Below are 18,638 nucleotides of genomic sequence, written 5' to 3' on the forward strand. Positions count from 1 at the left end.
TTTAAAGAATGAGTGCGGAACTGATTGCTGTTTATAAAGACGAGCAAATAATAGATTTAGAGAGCGCGAAAGTCTTAGGGCTGAGCGATGGGATTAAAGCGTTAAAAGGGAGCGAGCCGATATTTTTTGATGATTCGCCTTTGGCTTTAGAGGTGATCAGGCATTCATGCGCGCATTTGCTTGCGCAAAGCTTGAAAGCCCTTTATCCGGACGCGAAATTTTTTGTAGGCCCTGTGGTAGAAGAGGGGTTTTATTACGATTTTAAGACTTCTTCAAAAATCAGCGAAGAGGATTTGCCTAAAATTGAAGCGAAAATGAAAGAGTTTGCAAAATCAAAACTCGCTATCACTAAAGAGGTTTTAACCAGAGAGCAAGCTTTAGAGCGTTTTAAGGGCGATGAATTAAAGCATGCGGTGATGAGTAAAATCAGTGGCGATATATTTGGCGTGTACCAACAAGGCGAGTTCGAAGATTTGTGTAAGGGACCGCATCTCCCAAACACCCGTTTTTTAAACCATTTCAAGCTCACTAAATTGGCCGGGGCTTATTTGGGTGGCGATGAAAACAATGAAATGCTCATTAGAATCTATGGCATCGCTTTTGCCACCAAAGAGGGCTTAAAAGACTATCTTTTCCAAATAGAAGAAGCGAAAAAACGAGACCACAGAAAGCTAGGCGTGGAGCTAGGGCTTTTTAGCTTTGATGATGAAATAGGGGCAGGCTTGCCTTTATGGCTACCTAAAGGGGCAAGGCTTAGGAAACGCATTGAAGATTTATTGAGTCAAGCGTTGCTTTTAAGAGGCTATGAGCCGGTCAAAGGCCCTGAGATTTTAAAAAGCGATGTGTGGAAAATCAGCGGGCATTATGACAACTATAAAGAAAACATGTATTTCACCACGATTGATGAGCAAGAATACGGCATAAAGCCCATGAATTGCGTGGGGCATATTAAAGTCTATCAAAGCGCTTTACACAGCTACAGGGATTTGCCTTTAAGGTTTTATGAATACGGCGTGGTGCATCGGCATGAAAAAAGCGGCGTGTTGCATGGGCTTTTAAGGGTTAGGGAATTTACCCAAGACGATGCGCATATTTTTTGCTCTTTTGAACAGATCCAAAGTGAAGTGAGCGCGATTTTAGATTTCACGCATAAGATCATGAAAGCGTTTGATTTTAGCTATGAAATGGAATTATCCACTAGACCGGCTAAATCCATAGGCGATGATAAAGTTTGGGAAAAGGCCACTAGCGCTTTAAAAGAAGCCCTAAAAGAGCACCGCATTGATTATAAGATTGATGAAGGAGGAGGGGCTTTCTATGGGCCTAAGATTGACATTAAAATCACTGACGCTTTGAAGCGTAAGTGGCAGTGCGGCACGATTCAAGTGGATATGAATTTGCCTGAACGCTTCAAACTCGCTTTCACTAATGAACGCAATCACGCTGAACAGCCGGTGATGATCCACAGGGCGATTTTAGGCTCGTTTGAAAGGTTCATTGCGATTTTGAGCGAACATTTTGGGGGGAATTTCCCTTTCTTTGTCGCGCCCACTCAAATCGCTCTTATTCCTATAAATGAAGAGCATCATGTTTTTGCTTTGAAATTAAAAGAGGAACTAAAAAAGCGCGATATTTTTGTAGAAGTGCTGGATAAAAACGACAGCTTGAATAAAAAGGTGCGTTTAGCCGAAAAGCAAAAAATCCCTATGATTTTAGTGTTAGGGAATGAAGAGGTGGAGACCGAAATGTTATCCATTAGAGACAGAGAAAAACAAGCTCAGTATAAAATGCCCTTAAAGGAGTTTTTAAACATGGTTGAATCTAAAATGCAAGAGGTTAGTTTTTGAGTAGAAGCGAAGTGTTGTTAAACGGAGACATTAATTTTAAAGAAGTGCGTTGCGTGGGTGATAGTGGCGAAGTGTATGGGATTATTTCTTCTAGAGAAGCACTCAATATCGCTCAAAATTTAGGTTTGGATTTGGTTTTGATTTCAGCGAGCGCGAAACCTCCCGTGTGTAAGGTGATGGATTATAATAAATTCCGCTACCAAAATGAAAAGAAAATCAAGGAAGCCAAGAAAAAGCAAAAGCAAATTGAAATCAAAGAGATCAAGCTTTCCACTCAAATCGCGCAAAACGATATTAACTATAAAGTCAAGCATGCGAGAGAATTTATTGAAGCCAATAAGCATGTCAAATTCAAAGTGGTTTTAAAGGGTAGGGAGAGTCAAAATTCAAAAGCCGGGCTTGATGTGCTTTTGAGAGTCCAAACAATGATGGAGGATTTAGCCAACCCTGAAAAAGAGCCAAAAACCGAGGGGCGTTTCGTTTCGTGGATGTTTGTGCCTAAGGCTAAAGAAGCCCCCAAAAACGAAAAGAAATCTAAAGAAAATAACCCGCCTTTTAATCGTATTAACCTTATGAAAGGAGAAAATCATGCCAAAAATGAAGACTAATCGCGGCGCGTCCAAGCGTTTCAAAGTCAAAAAAAACTTGATCAAGCGTGGCAGCGCTTTTAAAAGCCATATTTTGACTAAAAAAAGCCCTAAGCGTAAAGCCAATTTAAACGCGCCAAAACATGTGCATCATACTAACGCGCATTCTGTCATGTCGTTGCTTTGCAGGGCTTAGGAATGCTCATTAGGAAGTGGAGTTAATCCCCTTATTTAAGGGAAAGTCGTTTGAAAAACGCACCTAAAAATATTTTAAAAAGAAAGGTAAAGAAATGAGAGTTAAAACAGGCGTTGTGCGCAGAAGACGCCATAAAAAAGTCTTAAAACTCGCTAGAGGGTTTTATAGTGGCAGAAGAAAGCATTTTAGAAAGGCTAAAGAACAGCTTGAAAGGAGCATGTATTACGCCTTTAGGGATCGCAAACAAAAGAAAAGAGAGTTCAGGAGTTTGTGGGTGGTAAGGATTAATGCGGCTTGCAGGATGCACGATACAAGTTATTCGCGCTTCATGCATGCCTTAAAAGTGGCTAACATTGAATTAGACCGCAAGGTTTTAGCAGACATGGCGATGAATGACATGCAAGCCTTTAAGAGCGTGTTAGAGAGCGTGAAAGAGCATCTTTAATCTCTATTGGCTGTTAAGGTTTTGGTTTTAGCCTAAAAAAGGTGAGAGGATTTAGGAATTTTTACTAAAAAGTTCCTAAAATTGATTTTTGTTTCAATTTATTCTCATTCAATCGCTATATTTAATCAAAAAGAAAGCAATTTTATAGTAGAATGTAGCATTAAGAACTCAAATAGAGAAAATGTAGAAGGAAGGAATACATGAAGAAATTTGTTATAGTAGGTGCTATCTCTCTAGCAATGACAAGCTTGTTGTCAGCAGAGACCCCCAAGCAAGAAAAAGCTATTAAGACTAGCCCTACCAAAAAAGGTGAAAGAAATGCTGCTTTTATAGGGATTGATTACCAGTTGGGTATGCTCAGCACGACCGCTCAAAATTGTTCCAATGGCAATTGTAATGGTAATCAAAGTGGGGCTTATGGCTCTAACACGCCTAACATGCCCACAGCAAGCAATCCCACAGGAGGGCTTACCCATGGCGCTCTAGGGACTCGTGGGTATAAGGGCTTGAGCAACCAACAATACGCTATCAATGGTTTTGGGTTTGTTGTAGGGTATAAGCATTTTTTGAAGAAATCCCCGCAGTTTGGATTCCGTTATTACGGGTTCTTTGATTTTGCAAGCTCTTATTATAAGTATTACACTTATAACGATTATGGCATGAGAGACGCTCGCAAGGGTTCTCAAAGTTTCATGTTTGGCTATGGGGCTGGCACAGATGTGTTGTTTAACCCGGCTATTTTCAATCGTGAGAACTTGCATTTTGGGTTTTTTCTTGGCGTTGCGATCGGTGGCACCTCTTGGGGTCCAACAAACTATTATTTTAAGGACTTAGCTGAAGAATATAGAGGGAGTTTCCACCCATCAAATTTCCAGGTCTTAGTTAATGGCGGGATCCGCTTAGGCACTAAACACCAAGGTTTTGAAATTGGCTTGAAAATCCAAACCATTCGCAACAATTACTACACCGCTAGTGCGGATAATGTGCCTGAAGGGACTACCTATAGATTCACCTTCCACCGCCCCTATGCCTTTTATTGGCGTTACATTGTAAGCTTTTAAGGTGTTTTAGGGTTAATCTTATGGGGGTATAGAAAAGGGCTTTTGCTCTTTATGGTCTTTTATGACTTTCTTTTCTTATGCTAAAGCCGTTATCAAGCGTTATCATAAACTCACTAAACAATAGCGTGGCGTCAGTCATTGCAAGCAGCCTATCTAATCAAAAAATAGCACAGATTATTGATTGTAAAAATTTTTTAAAAGATTAAACAATGAAAGAGCTTGCGTCAAGCAAATGATATTCTCTTAAAAAAGCGATCTTCTTGGGTTAGGGGATTTAGGTTGTAGGGGAATTATTTCAAAATACCCCTATCCCCTTATGAGTTTTGCGTTAAAACAAAGTAACCAAAATCCCATTTTTTAAAAAAATGAAAGAGTGTTAATAAATAAGGTTTATCAATATTTGATGAGAATAAGGAATATAAGTTATTTTTAATGGAGTAGGTGGTAAAATCTTTGCGATTTCATTTTATTTTTGAATTGGGAGCATTTGATGAAAAAATTAGCGTTTTCTTTATTATTTACAGGGACTTTTTTTGGGTTCTTTTTGAATGCGAGTGATTTTAAGAGCATGGATAACAAGCAGCTATTAGAGCAAGCAGGAAAAGTCGCTCCTAGCGAAGTCCCTGAGTTTCGCGCGGAAGTCAATAAACGATTAGAAGCGATGAAAGAAGAAGATCGTCAAAAATATAAAGCGGATTTCAAGAAAGCTATGGATAAGAATTTGGCTTCTTTAAGTCAAGAAGATCGCAACAAGCGTAAAAAAGAAATCCTTGAAGTGATTGCTAACAAAAAGAAAACAATGACCATGAAAGAATACCGTGAAGAGGGGTTGGATTTGCATGATTGCGCATGCGAAGGCCCTTTTCATGATCATGAAAAAAAGGGCAAAAAAGGGAAAAAACCAAGCCATCATAAGCATTAGTGCTTAGGGTGTGCTAACTTTTTTTGATTTTTGTAAAACCACGCTGTAAGCCCCTAGCTTTTGGCTATGGGGATTAGGGCGTTTTCGTGTTATAATTGTCATGGCGTTTGGGCGTTGACTCTTAAAATAGAGGCTATCTATCTGGTGGGTGGGTCTTGCTACTCTTAAAATCCCTTAGCTGTGGGGAGCATGTCAATTTTTTAGGGTTAAAGTTTTTGGAGTGTTTGTATTTTTTGGATATTTATAGTATCATACCCAATAATGAAGACCCTTTGAAAGTCTGTATTTTAAGATGATCAAAATAGCTTGAATTCTAGGTGGGTTTTTATCAATAGAAGAAGATTTCAAAAGAGAGCTTATGAAGAACGGTATCTATTTTTGTTGCGGTTATATATTAATTAGGAGTTTGGTGTGAAACGGATTTTATTTTTTTTAGCGGCTACGACTTTTTTGTTGAGAGCAGAAACAGCTTCTGCCACTATTAACACTACAGTTGATCCCAATGTTATGTTTTCTGAAAGCTCCACAGGGAATGTGAAAAAGGACCGCAAGAGGGTTTTAAAGAGCATGGTTGATTTAGAAAAAGAGCGTGTGAAGAATTTTAACCAGTATTCTGAAACCAAGATGAGTAAGGGCGATTTATCCGCTTTTGGAGCTTTCTTTAAGGGGAGTTTGGAAGATTGCGTGGAGCAAAAGATTTGTTACTATGAGCATAGGAATGGCAAGGTTTCTTTTGTGGTGAATGACAGAGAAAAGTTTTATAAGCATGTGCTTAAAGACTTAGGGACAGAGCTTTCACTCCCCTTATTTAATTGGCTTTACAAAGGCTCAGATTTTGGGGCTTTGCATGAGCAGTTTGGGGACATGTATGATGGGTATATCAAATATTTGATCAGCATGGTTAGGGTAAGCCAAAAAGAAAAGGCTAGAAAAGTGGATGCAATCGTTCTTAAAAAAATGGAAGAACAAGCTGAGAAAGACACTAAGGCAGCATTCCAAAAGAGGAGCAGTGGGGAGCTTGAAAGCCATACTGATAGCCCTGAATTTATAAGCTCTTCTAAGACACAGAATTCTTCTAACCCGGATCTAGACCCTATGACTAACGCTAACACGCTCAAAGAAACAGCTTCAAAAGAGCCAGAGACTTCTTCAAAAAAGGAAAAAAAGCCCAAGAAAAAACGTCGCCTTTCAAAGAAAGAAAGGCAACAACAAGCCTTGCAGCAAGAGTTTGAAAAGCAAATTAGCGATTCTAGTAAGTCTGAAAAATAGCAAAATAGCCTAGCTTACCTTTTTGGCTAGGGGGTTTTAAATAAGTCTCTTAAGCACTCCTTTTTGGGCTTTTAGCTTTCTATCACTCTGTTTTATATTAGGACTATCTTTTTAAAAACCACCGCTTTTTTAAAATCTTTAAGCTTTTTGGCTTTTTTTGTGGTAACGATTGGTAACGATTAGCTTAAGATTTTGTTACGCAAAAATCTTTGAAATATAGCGATTGATAGAGTTAAACATAACCTCACATTCCAACGCATTTCATAAAGCCTATAAAAGTTTTTAATGGAGTATTGGCATTGATGCCTTTGAGTGTTTTTCACAATCAAAATAAAAAAGCTTGCGAAAAGCGAGTGATTTTCTCATAACGCGTTCTTATGGGGTTAGGGGGATACTTAATGGGGTTAAGGGGGAGAGTTATTTCAAAATACCCCCTTGTTTTCTTATGAGTTTAAACAAACTTAATGAGTTTTACTATAAAATGAAATCCAAAACGATGGAATAACGCTTTAAAACCCTATTTTTTAATTTTCTAAGAATATTAAAGTTGGATAAGGCTTTATTGGTATTTGATAAAAAACAAAGCCTTTTATTTTGAATTTAAAGTCCCTAAAGTTGAGGGCTATCCCTTAGCATTTTAAGGTTTTAGCTAGCCCCCCTAACGAAGTCTCTTTGTATTTTTCATTCATGTCTTTTCCGGTCGCATACATCGTAGCGATCACTTCATCTAGGCTCACTTTAGGCTTGTATTCATCTTCTAAGGCTAGTTTAGAAGCGCTGATCGCTTTAATCGCCCCTAAAACATTGCGTTCAATGCAAGGGATTTGCACCAAGCCCCCCACCGGATCGCATGTCAATCCTAAATGGTGCTCCATAGCGATTTCACTAGCGATCAAAACCTGTTGTGTGGTCGCTTGGCACAAATGGGCTAACCCCCCCGCAGCCATAGAGCTTGCCACGCCAATTTCAGCCTGACACCCGGCTTCTGCGCCGCTCAAGGAAGCGTTTTTTTTGTAAAGATAGCCAATCGCCGCACTAGTGAGTAAAAAATCATTAATAGCCCTTTGCGATAAATTTTCAAATAAATGGTTTTTGGCGTATAAAAGCACGCTTGGCACTACCGCGCACGCCCCATTAGTAGGGGCGGTTACCACCTTGCCTCCGCTAGCGTTTTCTTCGGCAATGGCACGAGCGTAAAGCGAAATGTAATCAATCAACGCTAATGGGTCTTTCCCGCTTGTGGGGTGCTTTTCTAGGCGCGTTTTAACGCTTGGGGCTAATCGTGTTACTCTCAAAGAACCGGGCAGATACCTTTCTTTAGAATTAGCCCCATTATGATAACACTCAAGCATCGCATGATAGATTTTAGTCATCGTTGCATCAGGGTGGTTTTTGAGGGAGTTTTCTCTCAAACGCACGATTTCAGCGATGCTTTTTTGGTGTTTTTGGCACAATTCTAGCAACTCTTTAGCGCTTGAAAAATCATAGGCAATGCTTTCATTTTCACCCTCTTTAGATAAGTTGTCTAATTCTTTTTCAGTATAAACAAACCCTCCACCAACAGAATAATAAGTCTCTTCTTTTAAAACCTCATTTTTAGCGTTAAAAGCTTTTAGAATGAGGGCGTTTTGGTGTCTGGCTAAAGGTTTGTTGTCAAAAATCAAATCTTTAGCATAATCAAAAGGGATATGATGCTGGTTAGCGAGTTTTAAAACTTTGTTTTCAAACACCTCATGCAATAAGGCTTTTTTGGTTGTTATATCTAATTCGTTAGCATAAATACCATGCAAGCCAATTAAAACCGCCTCATCGCTCAAATGCCCTTTACCGGTTAAAGCTAATGATCCATGCAAGGTGATTTGAACGCGTTCAACCTGCTCTAAAACGCCTTTTAACAACCCACAAAATCTCGCCCCCGCTTCCATAGGCCCTATGGTGTGTGAAGAGCTAGGCCCTACGCCGATTTTAAAAATGGATAAAATAGAAAAACTAGCCATTAAAATAGTCCTAAAAACACGCTCAAAGCCGTTAAGCTCCCAAAGACAAACACAAAAATATCCACTTTGAAGTTTCTAAAACGCTTCAAGCTAGAAACGCTATAAAACGCTATCATAGGCATCACAAACAGAATGAGCGCGATAATGGGGCCGCCTAAATTTTCAATAAAATCCAAGATATTAGGGTTAATATAAGCCACAAGCGTGATAGTCAGCCATAAAAAAATCGTTACGCTAACGCTCAAGGTTTTAGAAGCCTTTTTCAATTTTAAGCTTTGAATGATTATGCCTTCTAAACCCTCCTTAGCCCCATAATAATGCCCAAAAAAAGATGAAAAAATTGCTAAAAAGGCCACCACAGGCCCCGCATAATTGATTAAAGGGTTGTTTAGGGTGTTAGCGAAATAGCTTAAAATGGGGATATTTTGTTCCCTTGCTTTCACAAAATCATCAGCATTCAAGCACATGACGCACGAAAACACAAAAAACATCACAAACCCTAAAAGCATCAGCGATGTCCCTAATTCAATTTGATTGAGTTTATACTCTTTGAAAGCGCCGTATTCTTTTCCCACATTTTGGGTGAAAGTTGAAATAATGGGGCTATGGTTGAATGAAAACACAAGCACCGGTAAGGTTAGCCAAATCGCCAACACAAATTCTTTAAAACTCGGCACCACAAAAAGATTAGCGCCTTGCCAATAAGGGATAAGGTACAAAGAAAAAAGCAATAAAATCAAGCATAAAGGATACACTAAAGCGTTACAAATGCGCGTAACAATCGTAGCGTTAAAAACCATCACCAACATCATTAAAGAGACTAACACCACAGCCAGTAAGCCCCGATTCAAAGGCGCTAAATGCAACTGGTTAGTGAAAAAATGATCAAACACATTAGTGATACCCACCCCATAAGCCAAACAAATAGGATAAATCGCCAAGAAATAAAGCAAAGTGATAAGAAAACCCCATTGAGCGCCAAAATGAGAGCGAACGACCATGGTAATGTCTTCTTGATCTTTAGATCCTATGAAATAAGCTAAGGCTCTATGCCCTAGATAAGTTAAAGGGAAGATGATCGCGCTCATCACCACAATGGCCCATACCCCATGCCCACCGGCTCTAATAGGCAAAAATAAAATCCCAGCCCCCACCGCCGTGCCAAATAAAGACGCTATCCAACGCAAATCAAACAAATTGAGTTTTTTAGGATCTCTTGGAACCGCTTTTTCTTGTACCATGCTATTAAACCGCCCTTTTATCGTGTTAAAGAGTTTTCATTGTAGCATAAAGCTTTTTATGATTGGGGTTTTTTGAGATTAAGGGGTGGTTTTGGGCACGCATTTATTCCCTAAAATCCACGATTTAACCCGCACAAGCTATAATAACGCTTAAAAAAAGATTAATAAAGGATTATAGAAATGTCAAACACAACCTGGTCGCCCACTTCATGGCATTCTTTTAAAATAGAGCAACACCCCACTTACAAAGATAAGCAAGAATTAGAAAGGGTCAAAAAAGAATTGCACTCCTACCCTCCCTTAGTGTTTGCTGGCGAAGCGAGGAATTTGCAAGAGCGATTAGCCCAAGTCATTGATAATAAGGCGTTTTTGTTGCAAGGGGGCGATTGCGCGGAGTCGTTTTCTCAATTTAGCGCTAACCGAATTAGAGACATGTTTAAAGTGATGATGCAAATGGCGATTGTCTTAACTTTTGCTGGTTCTATACCGATTGTAAAAGTGGGGCGCATTGCCGGGCAATTTGCCAAGCCTCGCTCTAATGCGACTGAAATGCTAGATAATGAAGAAGTGTTGAGTTACAGAGGGGATATTATCAATGGGATTTCCAAAAAAGAAAGAGAGCCAAAGCCTGAAAGAATGCTTAAAGCCTACCATCAAAGCGTAGCGACTTTAAACCTTATCAGAGCCTTTGCTCAAGGCGGGTTAGCCAATTTAGAGCAAGTGCATCGTTTCAATTTGGATTTTGTCAAAAACAACGATTTTGGGCAAAAATACCAGCAAATCGCTGACCGGATCACGCAAGCTTTAGGGTTTATGCGAGCATGCGGGGTGGAGATAGAAAAAACGCCTATTCTTAGGGAAGTGGAGTTTTACACGAGCCACGAAGCGTTACTGCTCCATTATGAAGAGCCTTTGGTGCGTAAGGATAGTTTGACTAACCAGTTTTATGACTGCTCTGCGCACATGCTGTGGATTGGCGAAAGGACAAGAGATCCTAAGGGTGCGCATGTGGAGTTTTTAAGGGGGGTTTGTAACCCTATTGGCGTGAAAATCGGGCCTAATGCGAGCGCGAGCGAAGTGTTAGAATTGTGCGATGTTTTAAACCCGCACAACCTTAAAGGGCGTTTGAATTTGATCGTGCGCATGGGTTCTAAGATGATTAAAGAGCGTTTGCCTAAACTTTTACAAGGGGTGTTGAAAGAAAAACGCCATATTTTATGGAGCATTGATCCCATGCATGGCAACACGGTTAAAACCAGCTTGGGGGTTAAAACAAGGGCTTTTGATAGCGTATTAGATGAAGTGAAAAGCTTTTTTGAAATCCATAGGGCTGAAGGGAGTTTGGCTTCAGGGGTTCATTTGGAAATGACGGGTGAGAATGTTACAGAATGTATCGGCGGCTCGCAAGCGATCACCGAAGAGGGTTTGAGCTGCCATTACTATACGCAATGCGATCCAAGATTAAACGCCACTCAAGCCTTAGAACTCGCTTTTTTAATCGCTGACATGCTTAAAAAACAACGCGCTTGATTGAAATCAAGATAATAAGAGGCTTTAGTCAAGCGGTCGTTTCTTGTAATGCGCTCTATAGGGGGATTTAGTTGGGGGTTGTAGGGGGGGAGTTATTTCAAAATACCCCAGTTATCCCCTTAAGAGAATGAGTTTTGTGTAAAATAAAGTTTTAAAAATTAAAGGATAATAAGGTTAAATAAGGTTTTGAGTGCCGACATTTGATGAAAACAGAGCCAAATATTAATCTTTTTTTAACTCTTTTTCTTTATAATTATCGTAAGCATTTTAATATTCAAAGGAGCTTGAAATGAGAATTTCTCTTTTAGCTGTAATTTTAGCATTATTGTTTGTGGCTTGCCACGAAACTAAAAAACAAATTTTACAAAACGAAGCCGATAGCACCCCTTCAGAAAAAACCATTTGGCAACCTGAACAAAAATAAAAAATTGTAAAAATACTCAAAAGCGTTTTTAAAATAACACAATCAAAAAGCTAGCGAGTGGTGGTTTCTTGTAAAGCGATCTTAGGGTTGTGGGGGGAATGATTTCAAAACACCCCCTATCCCTTATGGAAGTTTGTTATCAAACTAAAACGGAGTTTAAAAAACAAGTTTTTAAAAGAAAGAGAGTAGCTAAAAAGCTTAAAATTAAAATGGGCGAAAGCTTGAAAGTTAAACTACAAACTCTCTAAAACCTTTTGAGCATGGCCTTTGGCTTTGACATTGTAGAAACATTTTTCTAAAACGCCTTGCGTGTTGATAATGAAAGTGGAGCGGATAATCCCCAAATGCTCTTTCCCATAAAGCATGCGTTTGCCATAAGCTTTGTAAAGATTGGCGGCTTTTTTATCTTCATCGCAGAGCAAAATCACATTCAAAGAGCATTGGCTGATAAATTTTTGATGCGATTGCGCGTTATCAGGGCTTACGCCTACGACAACAGCGTTTTTCTTTTCAAATTCACTAAACAGAGCGCTAAAGTCTTTGGCTTCTAAGGTGCATCCGGGGGTGTTGTCTTTAGGGTAGAAATACAGCACCACTTTTTTATGGAGCAAATCTTTTAAAGAAATTTCTACGCCATCGCTGTTTTTCAATCTAAAATCAGGGGCTAATTGCCCTACTTCTAATTTTTCCATTCTTATCCTTTAATAGAGAATGACAGCGACTTTTTGAGGCCCATGCACCCCAAAAACGGTTTTCAATTCAATGTCAGCTGTCCGGCTAGGCCCGCCAATAAGGAGCATGTTTGTGGGTAATGCGCCGTTTTGGCCTTGATTTTTTAAAGCTTGCACGCCTTCACTCAAATTGCGCACAATGGATTCTTTTTTCAATAGGATAATGCAATTAAGGGTGATGAGCGAAAGCAACCGTGGGCTTGCATGCGAAGAAACCGCCCCAATCATGCCCAAGCTTGAAATCCCACAAACCCCATGCAATAAAGCCGTATCAATCTCAAACAACTCTTCACGCATCGCTTCAATTTCTTTGTCATAGGGCTGTAAAGTGAAATCCTTAAACGCTTCAAAATTCAAATTTAAATCCGTAGAGTGTAAGACTTTTTTGCTTTGAAAATTTTCTAAAGCCTTTAAAATGGCTTGCTCTAAATTTTCTTTAGCGCTTTCAATGACTTCAGCTTTATTCAACACTTGGAAATGCTTGTATTCTTCCACTAAGTCTTCAAACTCCACTTTAATGATATTTCTGTAAATAGGGTTTGCTCCTTGAATGGCATGCTTGGCTCTGGCTTCTTTAATGCGCTTTAAAATAAGCTCTTTACTCATAAATCACCCCTTCTAAGTGTTGGACTTTGGCATGCAAACTCGTGTCCATATTGGGTAAGGTTCTCACGCTCGCCCACTCTTTGACTAAAGGCAGTATGGGGGCTAAAAGCTTGCCTAAAGGCGAGAAAAATTGAGCCATTTTCAATTGGAAACGCCACTTAGCCCCATCGCTTGCCATTTTAGCAAACATTTTCATAGAGAATTTTTCCATCCCGCTGTGTTGGGTGCTTTTAGCCCCCTTGACCACGCCTCTGCCCTCGCCCGCTTTATCGGCTCGTAAATCCCTAATGAGTTCGGCTAAAGGGATTTCTACGGGGCATACTTCAGTGCAACGCCCGCAAAGACTGCACAAATTAGGGATATGCCCGTAATTATTCAAGCCAAAGAGTTGGGGGGATACCACCACGCCTATAGGGCCAGGATAAGTAGAAAGATAGGCATGCCCACCGATTTTATCATACACAGGGCAGTGGTTCAAACAAGTCCCACAACGGATGCATGAAAGGGCGCGGTAATACTTTTCATCAGCCAAAATATTAGAGCGGTTGTTGTCTAATAAAATGATGTGGGCTTCTTTAGGGCCGTCTAAATCGTCGTTTTTTCTAGGGCCTGTGATGATGTTTTGATAGCAAGTGATAGGCACACCCACAGCGCTCGGAGCGAGCAAATTGTTTAAAATCGCCGCATCATCAAAGCTTTCTACTAATTTTTCAATCCCGCAAATAGCGACATGCACATCGCATGCGGTGGTGCTCATTCTCCCATTACCCTCATTTTCCACTAACCAGATCGCCCCCTCATTAGCGATAGCGAAATTAACCCCGCTAATCCCCATTTTAAAGCTTTCAAATTCTTTGCGCATGTGCTTTCTGGCGATCGCATTGAGCTTTTCAGGCTCTTCTTCATAAGCGGCGTTGAGTTTTTCTTCAAAAATCTTACCGATTTGCTTGCGGTTTTTATGGATAGCTGGCACGACAATATGCACAGGGTGTTCATTAATGAGCTGGATAATCAATTCGCCCAAATCCGTTTCTTGCGCTTGAATGCCTTTTTCTTTCAAGTAATGGTTCAAGCCGATTTCTTCGCTCGCCATGGATTTTTGCTTTAAAATGTGCTTGATATTCTTTTCTTTAGCGAGATTATAAATGATTTCATTAGCTTCATCGCCGTCTTTAGCGTAATGGATTTTAAAGCCGTTTTGAGTGGCGTTTTTTTCAAACAATTCCAAATACTCATCAAGCCTGGATAAGATTTTAAGCTTGACTTCTTTGCCCAATTCCCTTAAATTTTCCCATTCGCTGTAACGATTTTTAATCAAATTCTTACGATTAGCCCTTAAGGTATCCATTGCAGAACGCAAATTCTCCCTTAATTGCGTATCGCTTAATTGGTCGGTGATGATTTCTTCGTATTCTTGGTCGCTGTGATATTTTTCCATGATTATTCCTTAAAACAATTCTTTAATGTTAAAGCCCAAGCCTTGAGGCTAAAAAGTCATAAAAATGCATGGGTTTTGTCAAAGAGCCCATTTTTTGCATAGCGGTGCTGATATTCATCAAACACCCAGCATCCGCTGAAACAATCACATCCACATGACGGCTCTCTATATCTTTAATCTTTTCTTTAACCATAACCGCTGAAATTTCAGGCTCTTTGACTGAAAAAGTCCCCCCAAACCCGCAACATTCTTCTTCTTTTTCCAATTCAATGAGTTCCACATTTTTAAGCTGTCTGATGAGGTTTTTTGCTGAGTCAATCACTTTAGCCACCCTTAAGGCATGGCAATTAGAATGCCATGTGATTTTAAGGGGTTCGCCCTTATCTTCATATTTGACTTGCAATTTTTTATCCAAAAACTCGCTCAATTCATACACCCTAGAGCAAAAATCTTTAACCATGTTAAATTCCGCATGCCCTTCAAACAATTCCAAATAATCATGCCGCATCATCCCTGTGCATGAACCGCTAGGCAAAATAATAGGGTAGTCGTTATTGGAATAAAGCTTGATATTGTATAAAACGACTTTTTTTGTCTCTTCATAGTATCCTGAGTTGTAGCTTGGCTGGCCGCAACATGTCTGATCTTTTTTAAAAACCACTTCCAAATTTTCCTTACGGAGTAATTTGATAGCGTTAAGCGATGCGTTGCTGTATATGGCTGTCCCTAGACAAGTAGCAAAGAAATTGACTTTCAAAGAAGGCTCCTTAAAATTCCAAATTAAGAGTTTCAAACACAATATAATACTCAAAATTAGTAAGATTGTAATCACAAGTTGATCAACCCACTCGCTCAAACATTGTTACTAAAATAAACCACAAACCCATTAAATTTGACTTAATATTAAATGCTACTTAAAATTAGTTTTTTCTTTTAAGTAAGATAAAAAAATACTTTTAATTATTCAAGGAAAATTGATGGAATTTTATCAAGTCTATGACCCATTAGGCCATATTTGGCTGAGCGCTTTAGTCGCACTTTCGCCTATTGCGCTCTTTTTTATTTCTCTTATTGTTTTTAAACTTAAAGGGTATAGCGCTGGGTTTTTAAGCTTAGCGCTTTCAATCATTATTGCGTTATTTGTGTATAAAATGCCCGCTCAAATGGTGAGCGCGAGTTTTTTCTATGGCTTTCTTTATGGCTTGTGGCCGATCGCATGGATTGTGATCGCTGCGATTTTTCTTTACAACCTTTCAGTGAAATCCGGGTATTTTGAGATTTTAAAAGAAAGCATTTTAAGTTTGACGCCGGATCACCGCATTTTAGTGATTTTGATCGGGTTTTGTTTTGGCTCGTTCTTAGAAGGCGCGATTGGTTTTGGAGGCCCGGTAGCGATCACAGCAGCGATTTTAGTGGGCCTTGGGCTAAACCCCTTATACGCTGCCGGGTTGTGTTTGATCGCTAACACCGCTCCTGTAGCCTTTGGCGCGGTGGGTATCCCTATCACGGCGATGGCTAGCGTGGTGGGTATCCCTGAATTAGAGATTTCTCAAATGGTGGGTAGGGTGTTACCCATTTTTTCCATTGGTATTCCTTTTTTCATCGTGTTTTTAATGGATGGTTTTAGAGGGATTAGAGAAACCTTTCCTGCAGTGGCCGTTACGGGCTTTAGCTTTGCTATCGCGCAATTTTTAAGCTCTAATTATCTAGGGCCGCAGCTTCCGGATATTATTTCAGCTTTAGTGTCATTGATTGCTACCACTTTATTTTTAAAATTCTGGCAGCCCAAACACATTTTCACCAGCAACGGCAAAGAGCCCACGATTGGCACAGAAAAACACCATATTTGTAAGGTGGTTGTGGCGTGGATGCCCTTTGTGTTGCTCACGATTACGATTATCATATGGACACAACCCTGGTTTAAAGCACTCTTTAAAGAAGGCGGGGCTTTGGCGTTTTCTAGCTTTGCGTTTGAATTTGATTCTATCAGTCAAAAGATTTTTAAAACCGTTCCCATTGTTACTGAAGCGACCAATTTTCCTGTCGTGTTCAAACTCCCTTTAATCTTAACGACAGGTACTTCCATCTTTTTAGCCGCCATTTTGAGCGTGTTTTTGTTGCGCGTGAAAATCAGCGATGCGATAGGGGTGTTTGGGGCTACTTTAAAAGAAATGCGTTTGCCGATTTTAACCATTGGCGTGGTTTTAGCGTTCGCATATGTGGCTAATTATAGCGGCATGAGCGCCACGCTCGCTTTAGCGCTAGCGGATACTGGGCATGTTTTCACTTTCTTTTCGCCTGTTGTAGGCTGGCTTGGGGTGTTTTTAACCGGAAGCGATACGAGTTCTAATCTTTTATTTGGTTCTTTGCAAATGCTCATCGCTACACAGCTTGGCTTGCCTGAAGTGCTTTTCTTAGCGGCCAACACTTCAGGGGGCGTTGTGGGTAAAATGATAAGCCCTCAAAGTATCGCTATCGCTTGCGCGGCGGTGGGGTTAGTGGGGAAAGAGAGTGAATTGTTTAGATTTACAGTAAAATACTCTATCGCTTTGGCAATCATCATGGGGATTGTCTTCACTCTTATTGCTTATGTCTTCCCCTTTATTATTCCAGTTACTCCTACTTAATGGAGGGGGTTTAGGGGAGTAAGAGAATATTTTTTAAAGGGATTTTTAGTGTCAGAATTTCATCAAGTTTATGACCCTTTGGGTAATATTTGGCTGAGCGCTCTTGTGGCGTTATTGCCGATCTTGTTATTTTTCTTATCTTTAATGGTTTTTAAACTCAAAGGTTATGCAGCGGCCTTTTTGAGCGTGGCCTTGTCAGCCATTATTGCGGTTTTAGTGTATAAAATGCCTGTTAGCATGGTGGGTTCAAGCTTTCTTTATGGCTTCCTCTATGGCTTATGGCCGATCGCATGGATTATTATTGCGGCGATTTTTTTATACAAACTCAGCGTTAAATCCGGCTATTTTGAAATCTTAAAAGAAAGCGTCCAGTCCATCACTTTAGATCACAGGATTTTAGTGATTTTGATTGGCTTTTGTTTTGGCTCGTTTTTAGAAGGGGCGATCGGCTTTGGAGGGCCTATTGCCATCACAGCGGCGATTTTAGTGGGCTTAGGGTTGAGCCCTTTGTATTCTGCCGGGTTATGTTTGATCGCTAATACCGCTCCTGTAGCCTTTGGCGCGGTGGGCATCCCTATAAGCGCGATGGCGAGCGCGGTAGGGGTGCCAGCGATTTTAATTTCAGCCATGACGGGTAAAATCCTCTTTTTTGTGAGCTTGTTGGTGCCGTTTTTTATCGTGTTTTTAATGGATGGCTTTAAAGGGATTAAAGAAACTTTTCCGGCCGTTTTTATCGCGGCTTTTTCTTTCGCTGGCGCGCAATTTTTAAGCTCTAATTATTTAGGGCCAGAATTGCCCGGTATTATTTCAGCCCTTGTTTCACTCGTTGCAACAGCGCTCTTTTTGAAATTTTGGCAGCCTAAAGCGATTTTTAGAAGCGACGGCAAAGCGGTCTCATTCACTAAGAGTAACCATCATATTTGTAAGATCTATGTCGCTTGGTCTCCTTTTGTGATTTTGGTTTTAGTGATTGTGTTATGGATACAGCCTTTTTTTAAAGCGTTATTTGAAAAAGACGGCTTGTTAGCTTTTTCTAATTTTTATTTTGAATTTAATAACATCAGCAACCATATCTTTAAAAGCCCGCCTTTTGTAGAAGCCAATCAAAGCGTGAGTTTTCCTGTGGTGTTTAAATTTCTCTTAATCAACACGGTTGGCACTTCCATTTTTTTAGCCGCTCTTATTAGCATGCTCGTTTTAAGGGTGCGAGTGAGCGATGCAGTGAGCGTTTTTGGCGAGACTTTAAAAGAAATGCGTTACCCCATTCTCACCATTGGCTTAGTCTTAAGCTTTGCCTATGTGTCTAATTACAGCGGGATTTCTTCCACTCTAGCCTTAGCGCTCACCCATACGGGTTTGGCTTTTACTTTTTTCTCGCCCTTGATCGGGTGGGTAGGCGTGTTTTTAACCGGGAGCGATACGAGTTCCAATCTTTTGTTTGGCTCTTTACAGCAACTCACCGCCCAACGATTGCATCTCCCTGAGGTTTTAACCCTAACGGCTAATACTGTGGGTGGGACTTTGGGCAAGATGATAAGCCCTCAAAGCATCGCTATCGCTTGCGCGGCAGTGGGGTTAGCCGGGAAAGAGAGCGATTTGTTCAAATTCACGGTTAAATACTCCCTTATTTTTGTAGCGATCATGGGAGTTGTGATCAGCGCGATTGCGTATTTGATCCCTGAAGTGGTGCCTGCGATAAAGTAGAGCCATTTTAGAT

General features: G+C 40.2%; 18 protein-coding genes. 12 read left to right on the forward strand and 6 right to left on the reverse strand.

The features are described 5' to 3' along the window. Positions 1-8 precede the first annotated feature (8 nt). The 8 genes from thrS to EAL44_RS01535 all read left to right on the forward strand — a co-directional run bounded on the left by thrS (position 9) and on the right by EAL44_RS01535 (position 6,327). Positions 9-1,847 (forward strand): threonine--tRNA ligase, encoded by a 1,839-nt coding sequence (gene thrS, locus EAL44_RS01500; protein WP_121073943.1) that lies wholly within the window; start codon positions 9-11, stop codon positions 1,845-1,847. Further along, a complete protein-coding gene (gene infC, locus EAL44_RS01505; protein WP_121073946.1) occupies positions 1,844-2,455 on the forward strand; it encodes a translation initiation factor IF-3 in 612 nt (203 codons plus the stop codon). Before thrS ends, infC begins: the two co-directional genes overlap by 4 nt. Further along, positions 2,436-2,630, forward strand: a complete 195-nt coding sequence (gene rpmI / locus EAL44_RS01510) for a 50S ribosomal protein L35 (protein ID WP_001125542.1) — start codon at positions 2,436-2,438, stop codon at positions 2,628-2,630. Before infC ends, rpmI begins: the two co-directional genes overlap by 20 nt. Positions 2,631-2,724: 94 nt before the next feature. Then, positions 2,725-3,075 carry a 50S ribosomal protein L20 gene (gene rplT / locus EAL44_RS01515; protein WP_001264156.1) on the forward strand — a complete coding sequence of 117 codons (351 nt, stop codon included), beginning with the start codon at positions 2,725-2,727 and terminating at the stop codon, positions 3,073-3,075. 200 nt (positions 3,076-3,275) lie between these two features. Further along, positions 3,276-4,136, forward strand: coding sequence for an outer membrane protein (locus tag EAL44_RS01520; protein ID WP_121073949.1), 861 nt, complete (start codon positions 3,276-3,278; stop codon positions 4,134-4,136). 490 nt (positions 4,137-4,626) lie between these two features. Further along, the gene (locus EAL44_RS01525) at positions 4,627-5,058 is read left to right on the forward strand and encodes a DUF1104 domain-containing protein (RefSeq protein WP_121073952.1); all 432 of its coding nucleotides are present in this window, start codon (positions 4,627-4,629) and stop codon (positions 5,056-5,058) included. Between the two features lie 155 nt (positions 5,059-5,213). Next, positions 5,214-5,354 carry a hypothetical protein gene (locus EAL44_RS07825; protein ID WP_162970314.1) on the forward strand — a complete coding sequence of 47 codons (141 nt, stop codon included), beginning with the start codon at positions 5,214-5,216 and terminating at the stop codon, positions 5,352-5,354. A 115-nt stretch (positions 5,355-5,469) separates the two neighbouring features. Continuing rightward, on the forward strand, positions 5,470-6,327 hold the full coding sequence (locus EAL44_RS01535) for a hypothetical protein (RefSeq protein ID WP_078286716.1): 858 nt from the start codon (positions 5,470-5,472) through the stop codon (positions 6,325-6,327). Positions 6,328-6,956: 629 nt separating this feature from the next. Here EAL44_RS01535 and EAL44_RS01540 read toward each other — a convergent pair. After that, positions 6,957-8,324, reverse strand: a complete 1,368-nt coding sequence (locus EAL44_RS01540) for an L-serine ammonia-lyase (protein ID WP_121073955.1) — start codon at positions 8,322-8,324, stop codon at positions 6,957-6,959. Then, on the reverse strand, positions 8,324-9,565 hold the full coding sequence (locus EAL44_RS01545; protein ID WP_121073958.1) for a serine/threonine transporter: 1,242 nt from the start codon (positions 9,563-9,565) through the stop codon (positions 8,324-8,326). Before EAL44_RS01545 ends, EAL44_RS01540 begins: the two co-directional genes overlap by 1 nt. 180 nt (positions 9,566-9,745) lie before the next feature. On the opposite strand from EAL44_RS01545, the gene EAL44_RS01550 reads away from it, so the two are divergent. Together EAL44_RS01550 and EAL44_RS08065 are read left to right on the forward strand one after the other, a co-directional pair. Beyond that, complete coding sequence (locus EAL44_RS01550) at positions 9,746-11,095, forward strand: class II 3-deoxy-7-phosphoheptulonate synthase (RefSeq protein ID WP_121073963.1); 1,350 nt, start codon at positions 9,746-9,748, stop codon at positions 11,093-11,095. A 289-nt stretch (positions 11,096-11,384) separates the two neighbouring features. Continuing rightward, the gene (locus EAL44_RS08065) at positions 11,385-11,519 is read left to right on the forward strand and encodes an HP0135 family lipoprotein (protein WP_001222899.1); all 135 of its coding nucleotides are present in this window, start codon (positions 11,385-11,387) and stop codon (positions 11,517-11,519) included. A gap of 233 nt (positions 11,520-11,752) precedes the next feature. Here the strand turns inward: EAL44_RS08065 and EAL44_RS01565 are convergent, their stop codons facing one another. Genes EAL44_RS01565 through EAL44_RS01580 form a run of 4 tightly spaced genes read right to left on the reverse strand, consistent with a single transcriptional unit; the run spans position 11,753 to position 15,051 of the window. After that, positions 11,753-12,211 carry a peroxiredoxin gene (locus EAL44_RS01565; protein ID WP_000412952.1) on the reverse strand — a complete coding sequence of 153 codons (459 nt, stop codon included), beginning with the start codon at positions 12,209-12,211 and terminating at the stop codon, positions 11,753-11,755. Positions 12,212-12,220: 9 nt separating this feature from the next. Continuing rightward, positions 12,221-12,856 (reverse strand): LutC/YkgG family protein, encoded by a 636-nt coding sequence (locus EAL44_RS01570; protein WP_053574858.1) that lies wholly within the window; start codon positions 12,854-12,856, stop codon positions 12,221-12,223. Next, positions 12,849-14,294 carry a LutB/LldF family L-lactate oxidation iron-sulfur protein gene (locus EAL44_RS01575; protein WP_121073966.1) on the reverse strand — a complete coding sequence of 482 codons (1,446 nt, stop codon included), beginning with the start codon at positions 14,292-14,294 and terminating at the stop codon, positions 12,849-12,851. The genes EAL44_RS01570 and EAL44_RS01575 overlap by 8 nt, the downstream gene beginning before the upstream one ends. 28 nt (positions 14,295-14,322) lie before the next feature. Then, positions 14,323-15,051, reverse strand: a complete 729-nt coding sequence (locus EAL44_RS01580) for a (Fe-S)-binding protein (RefSeq protein WP_078249827.1) — start codon at positions 15,049-15,051, stop codon at positions 14,323-14,325. Between the two features lie 220 nt (positions 15,052-15,271). On the opposite strand from EAL44_RS01580, the gene EAL44_RS01585 reads away from it, so the two are divergent. Then, positions 15,272-16,921: an L-lactate permease gene (locus tag EAL44_RS01585; protein ID WP_121073969.1), complete on the forward strand. Its 1,650-nt coding sequence runs from the start codon at positions 15,272-15,274 to the stop codon at positions 16,919-16,921. Between the two features lie 48 nt (positions 16,922-16,969). Beyond that, complete coding sequence (locus tag EAL44_RS01590) at positions 16,970-18,625, forward strand: L-lactate permease (protein ID WP_121073972.1); 1,656 nt, start codon at positions 16,970-16,972, stop codon at positions 18,623-18,625. The last annotated feature ends 13 nt before the right edge of the window (positions 18,626-18,638 follow it).

The organism is Helicobacter pylori (assembly GCF_003637685.1).
Lineage (GTDB): Bacteria > Campylobacterota > Campylobacteria > Campylobacterales > Helicobacteraceae > Helicobacter > Helicobacter pylori_CJ.

What these genes read in the sequence shown, in the direction of transcription:
- thrS (WP_121073943.1), top strand. Translation starts at nt 9, where the DNA reads ATGAGTGCGGAACTGATTGCTGTTTATAAAGACGAGCAAATAATAGAT.
- rpmI (WP_001125542.1), top strand. Translation starts at nt 2,436, where the DNA reads ATGCCAAAAATGAAGACTAATCGCGGCGCGTCCAAGCGTTTCAAAGTC.
- rplT (WP_001264156.1), top strand. Translation starts at nt 2,725, where the DNA reads ATGAGAGTTAAAACAGGCGTTGTGCGCAGAAGACGCCATAAAAAAGTC.
- EAL44_RS01520 (WP_121073949.1), top strand. Translation starts at nt 3,276, where the DNA reads ATGAAGAAATTTGTTATAGTAGGTGCTATCTCTCTAGCAATGACAAGC.
- EAL44_RS01525 (WP_121073952.1), top strand. Translation starts at nt 4,627, where the DNA reads ATGAAAAAATTAGCGTTTTCTTTATTATTTACAGGGACTTTTTTTGGG.
- EAL44_RS01540 (WP_121073955.1), bottom strand. Translation starts at nt 8,324, where the DNA reads ATGGCTAGTTTTTCTATTTTATCCATTTTTAAAATCGGCGTAGGGCCT.
- EAL44_RS01545 (WP_121073958.1), bottom strand. Translation starts at nt 9,565, where the DNA reads ATGGTACAAGAAAAAGCGGTTCCAAGAGATCCTAAAAAACTCAATTTG.
- EAL44_RS01550 (WP_121073963.1), top strand. Translation starts at nt 9,746, where the DNA reads ATGTCAAACACAACCTGGTCGCCCACTTCATGGCATTCTTTTAAAATA.
- EAL44_RS08065 (WP_001222899.1), top strand. Translation starts at nt 11,385, where the DNA reads ATGAGAATTTCTCTTTTAGCTGTAATTTTAGCATTATTGTTTGTGGCT.
- EAL44_RS01565 (WP_000412952.1), bottom strand. Translation starts at nt 12,211, where the DNA reads ATGGAAAAATTAGAAGTAGGGCAATTAGCCCCTGATTTTAGATTGAAA.
- EAL44_RS01570 (WP_053574858.1), bottom strand. Translation starts at nt 12,856, where the DNA reads ATGAGTAAAGAGCTTATTTTAAAGCGCATTAAAGAAGCCAGAGCCAAG.
- EAL44_RS01575 (WP_121073966.1), bottom strand. Translation starts at nt 14,294, where the DNA reads ATGGAAAAATATCACAGCGACCAAGAATACGAAGAAATCATCACCGAC.
- EAL44_RS01585 (WP_121073969.1), top strand. Translation starts at nt 15,272, where the DNA reads ATGGAATTTTATCAAGTCTATGACCCATTAGGCCATATTTGGCTGAGC.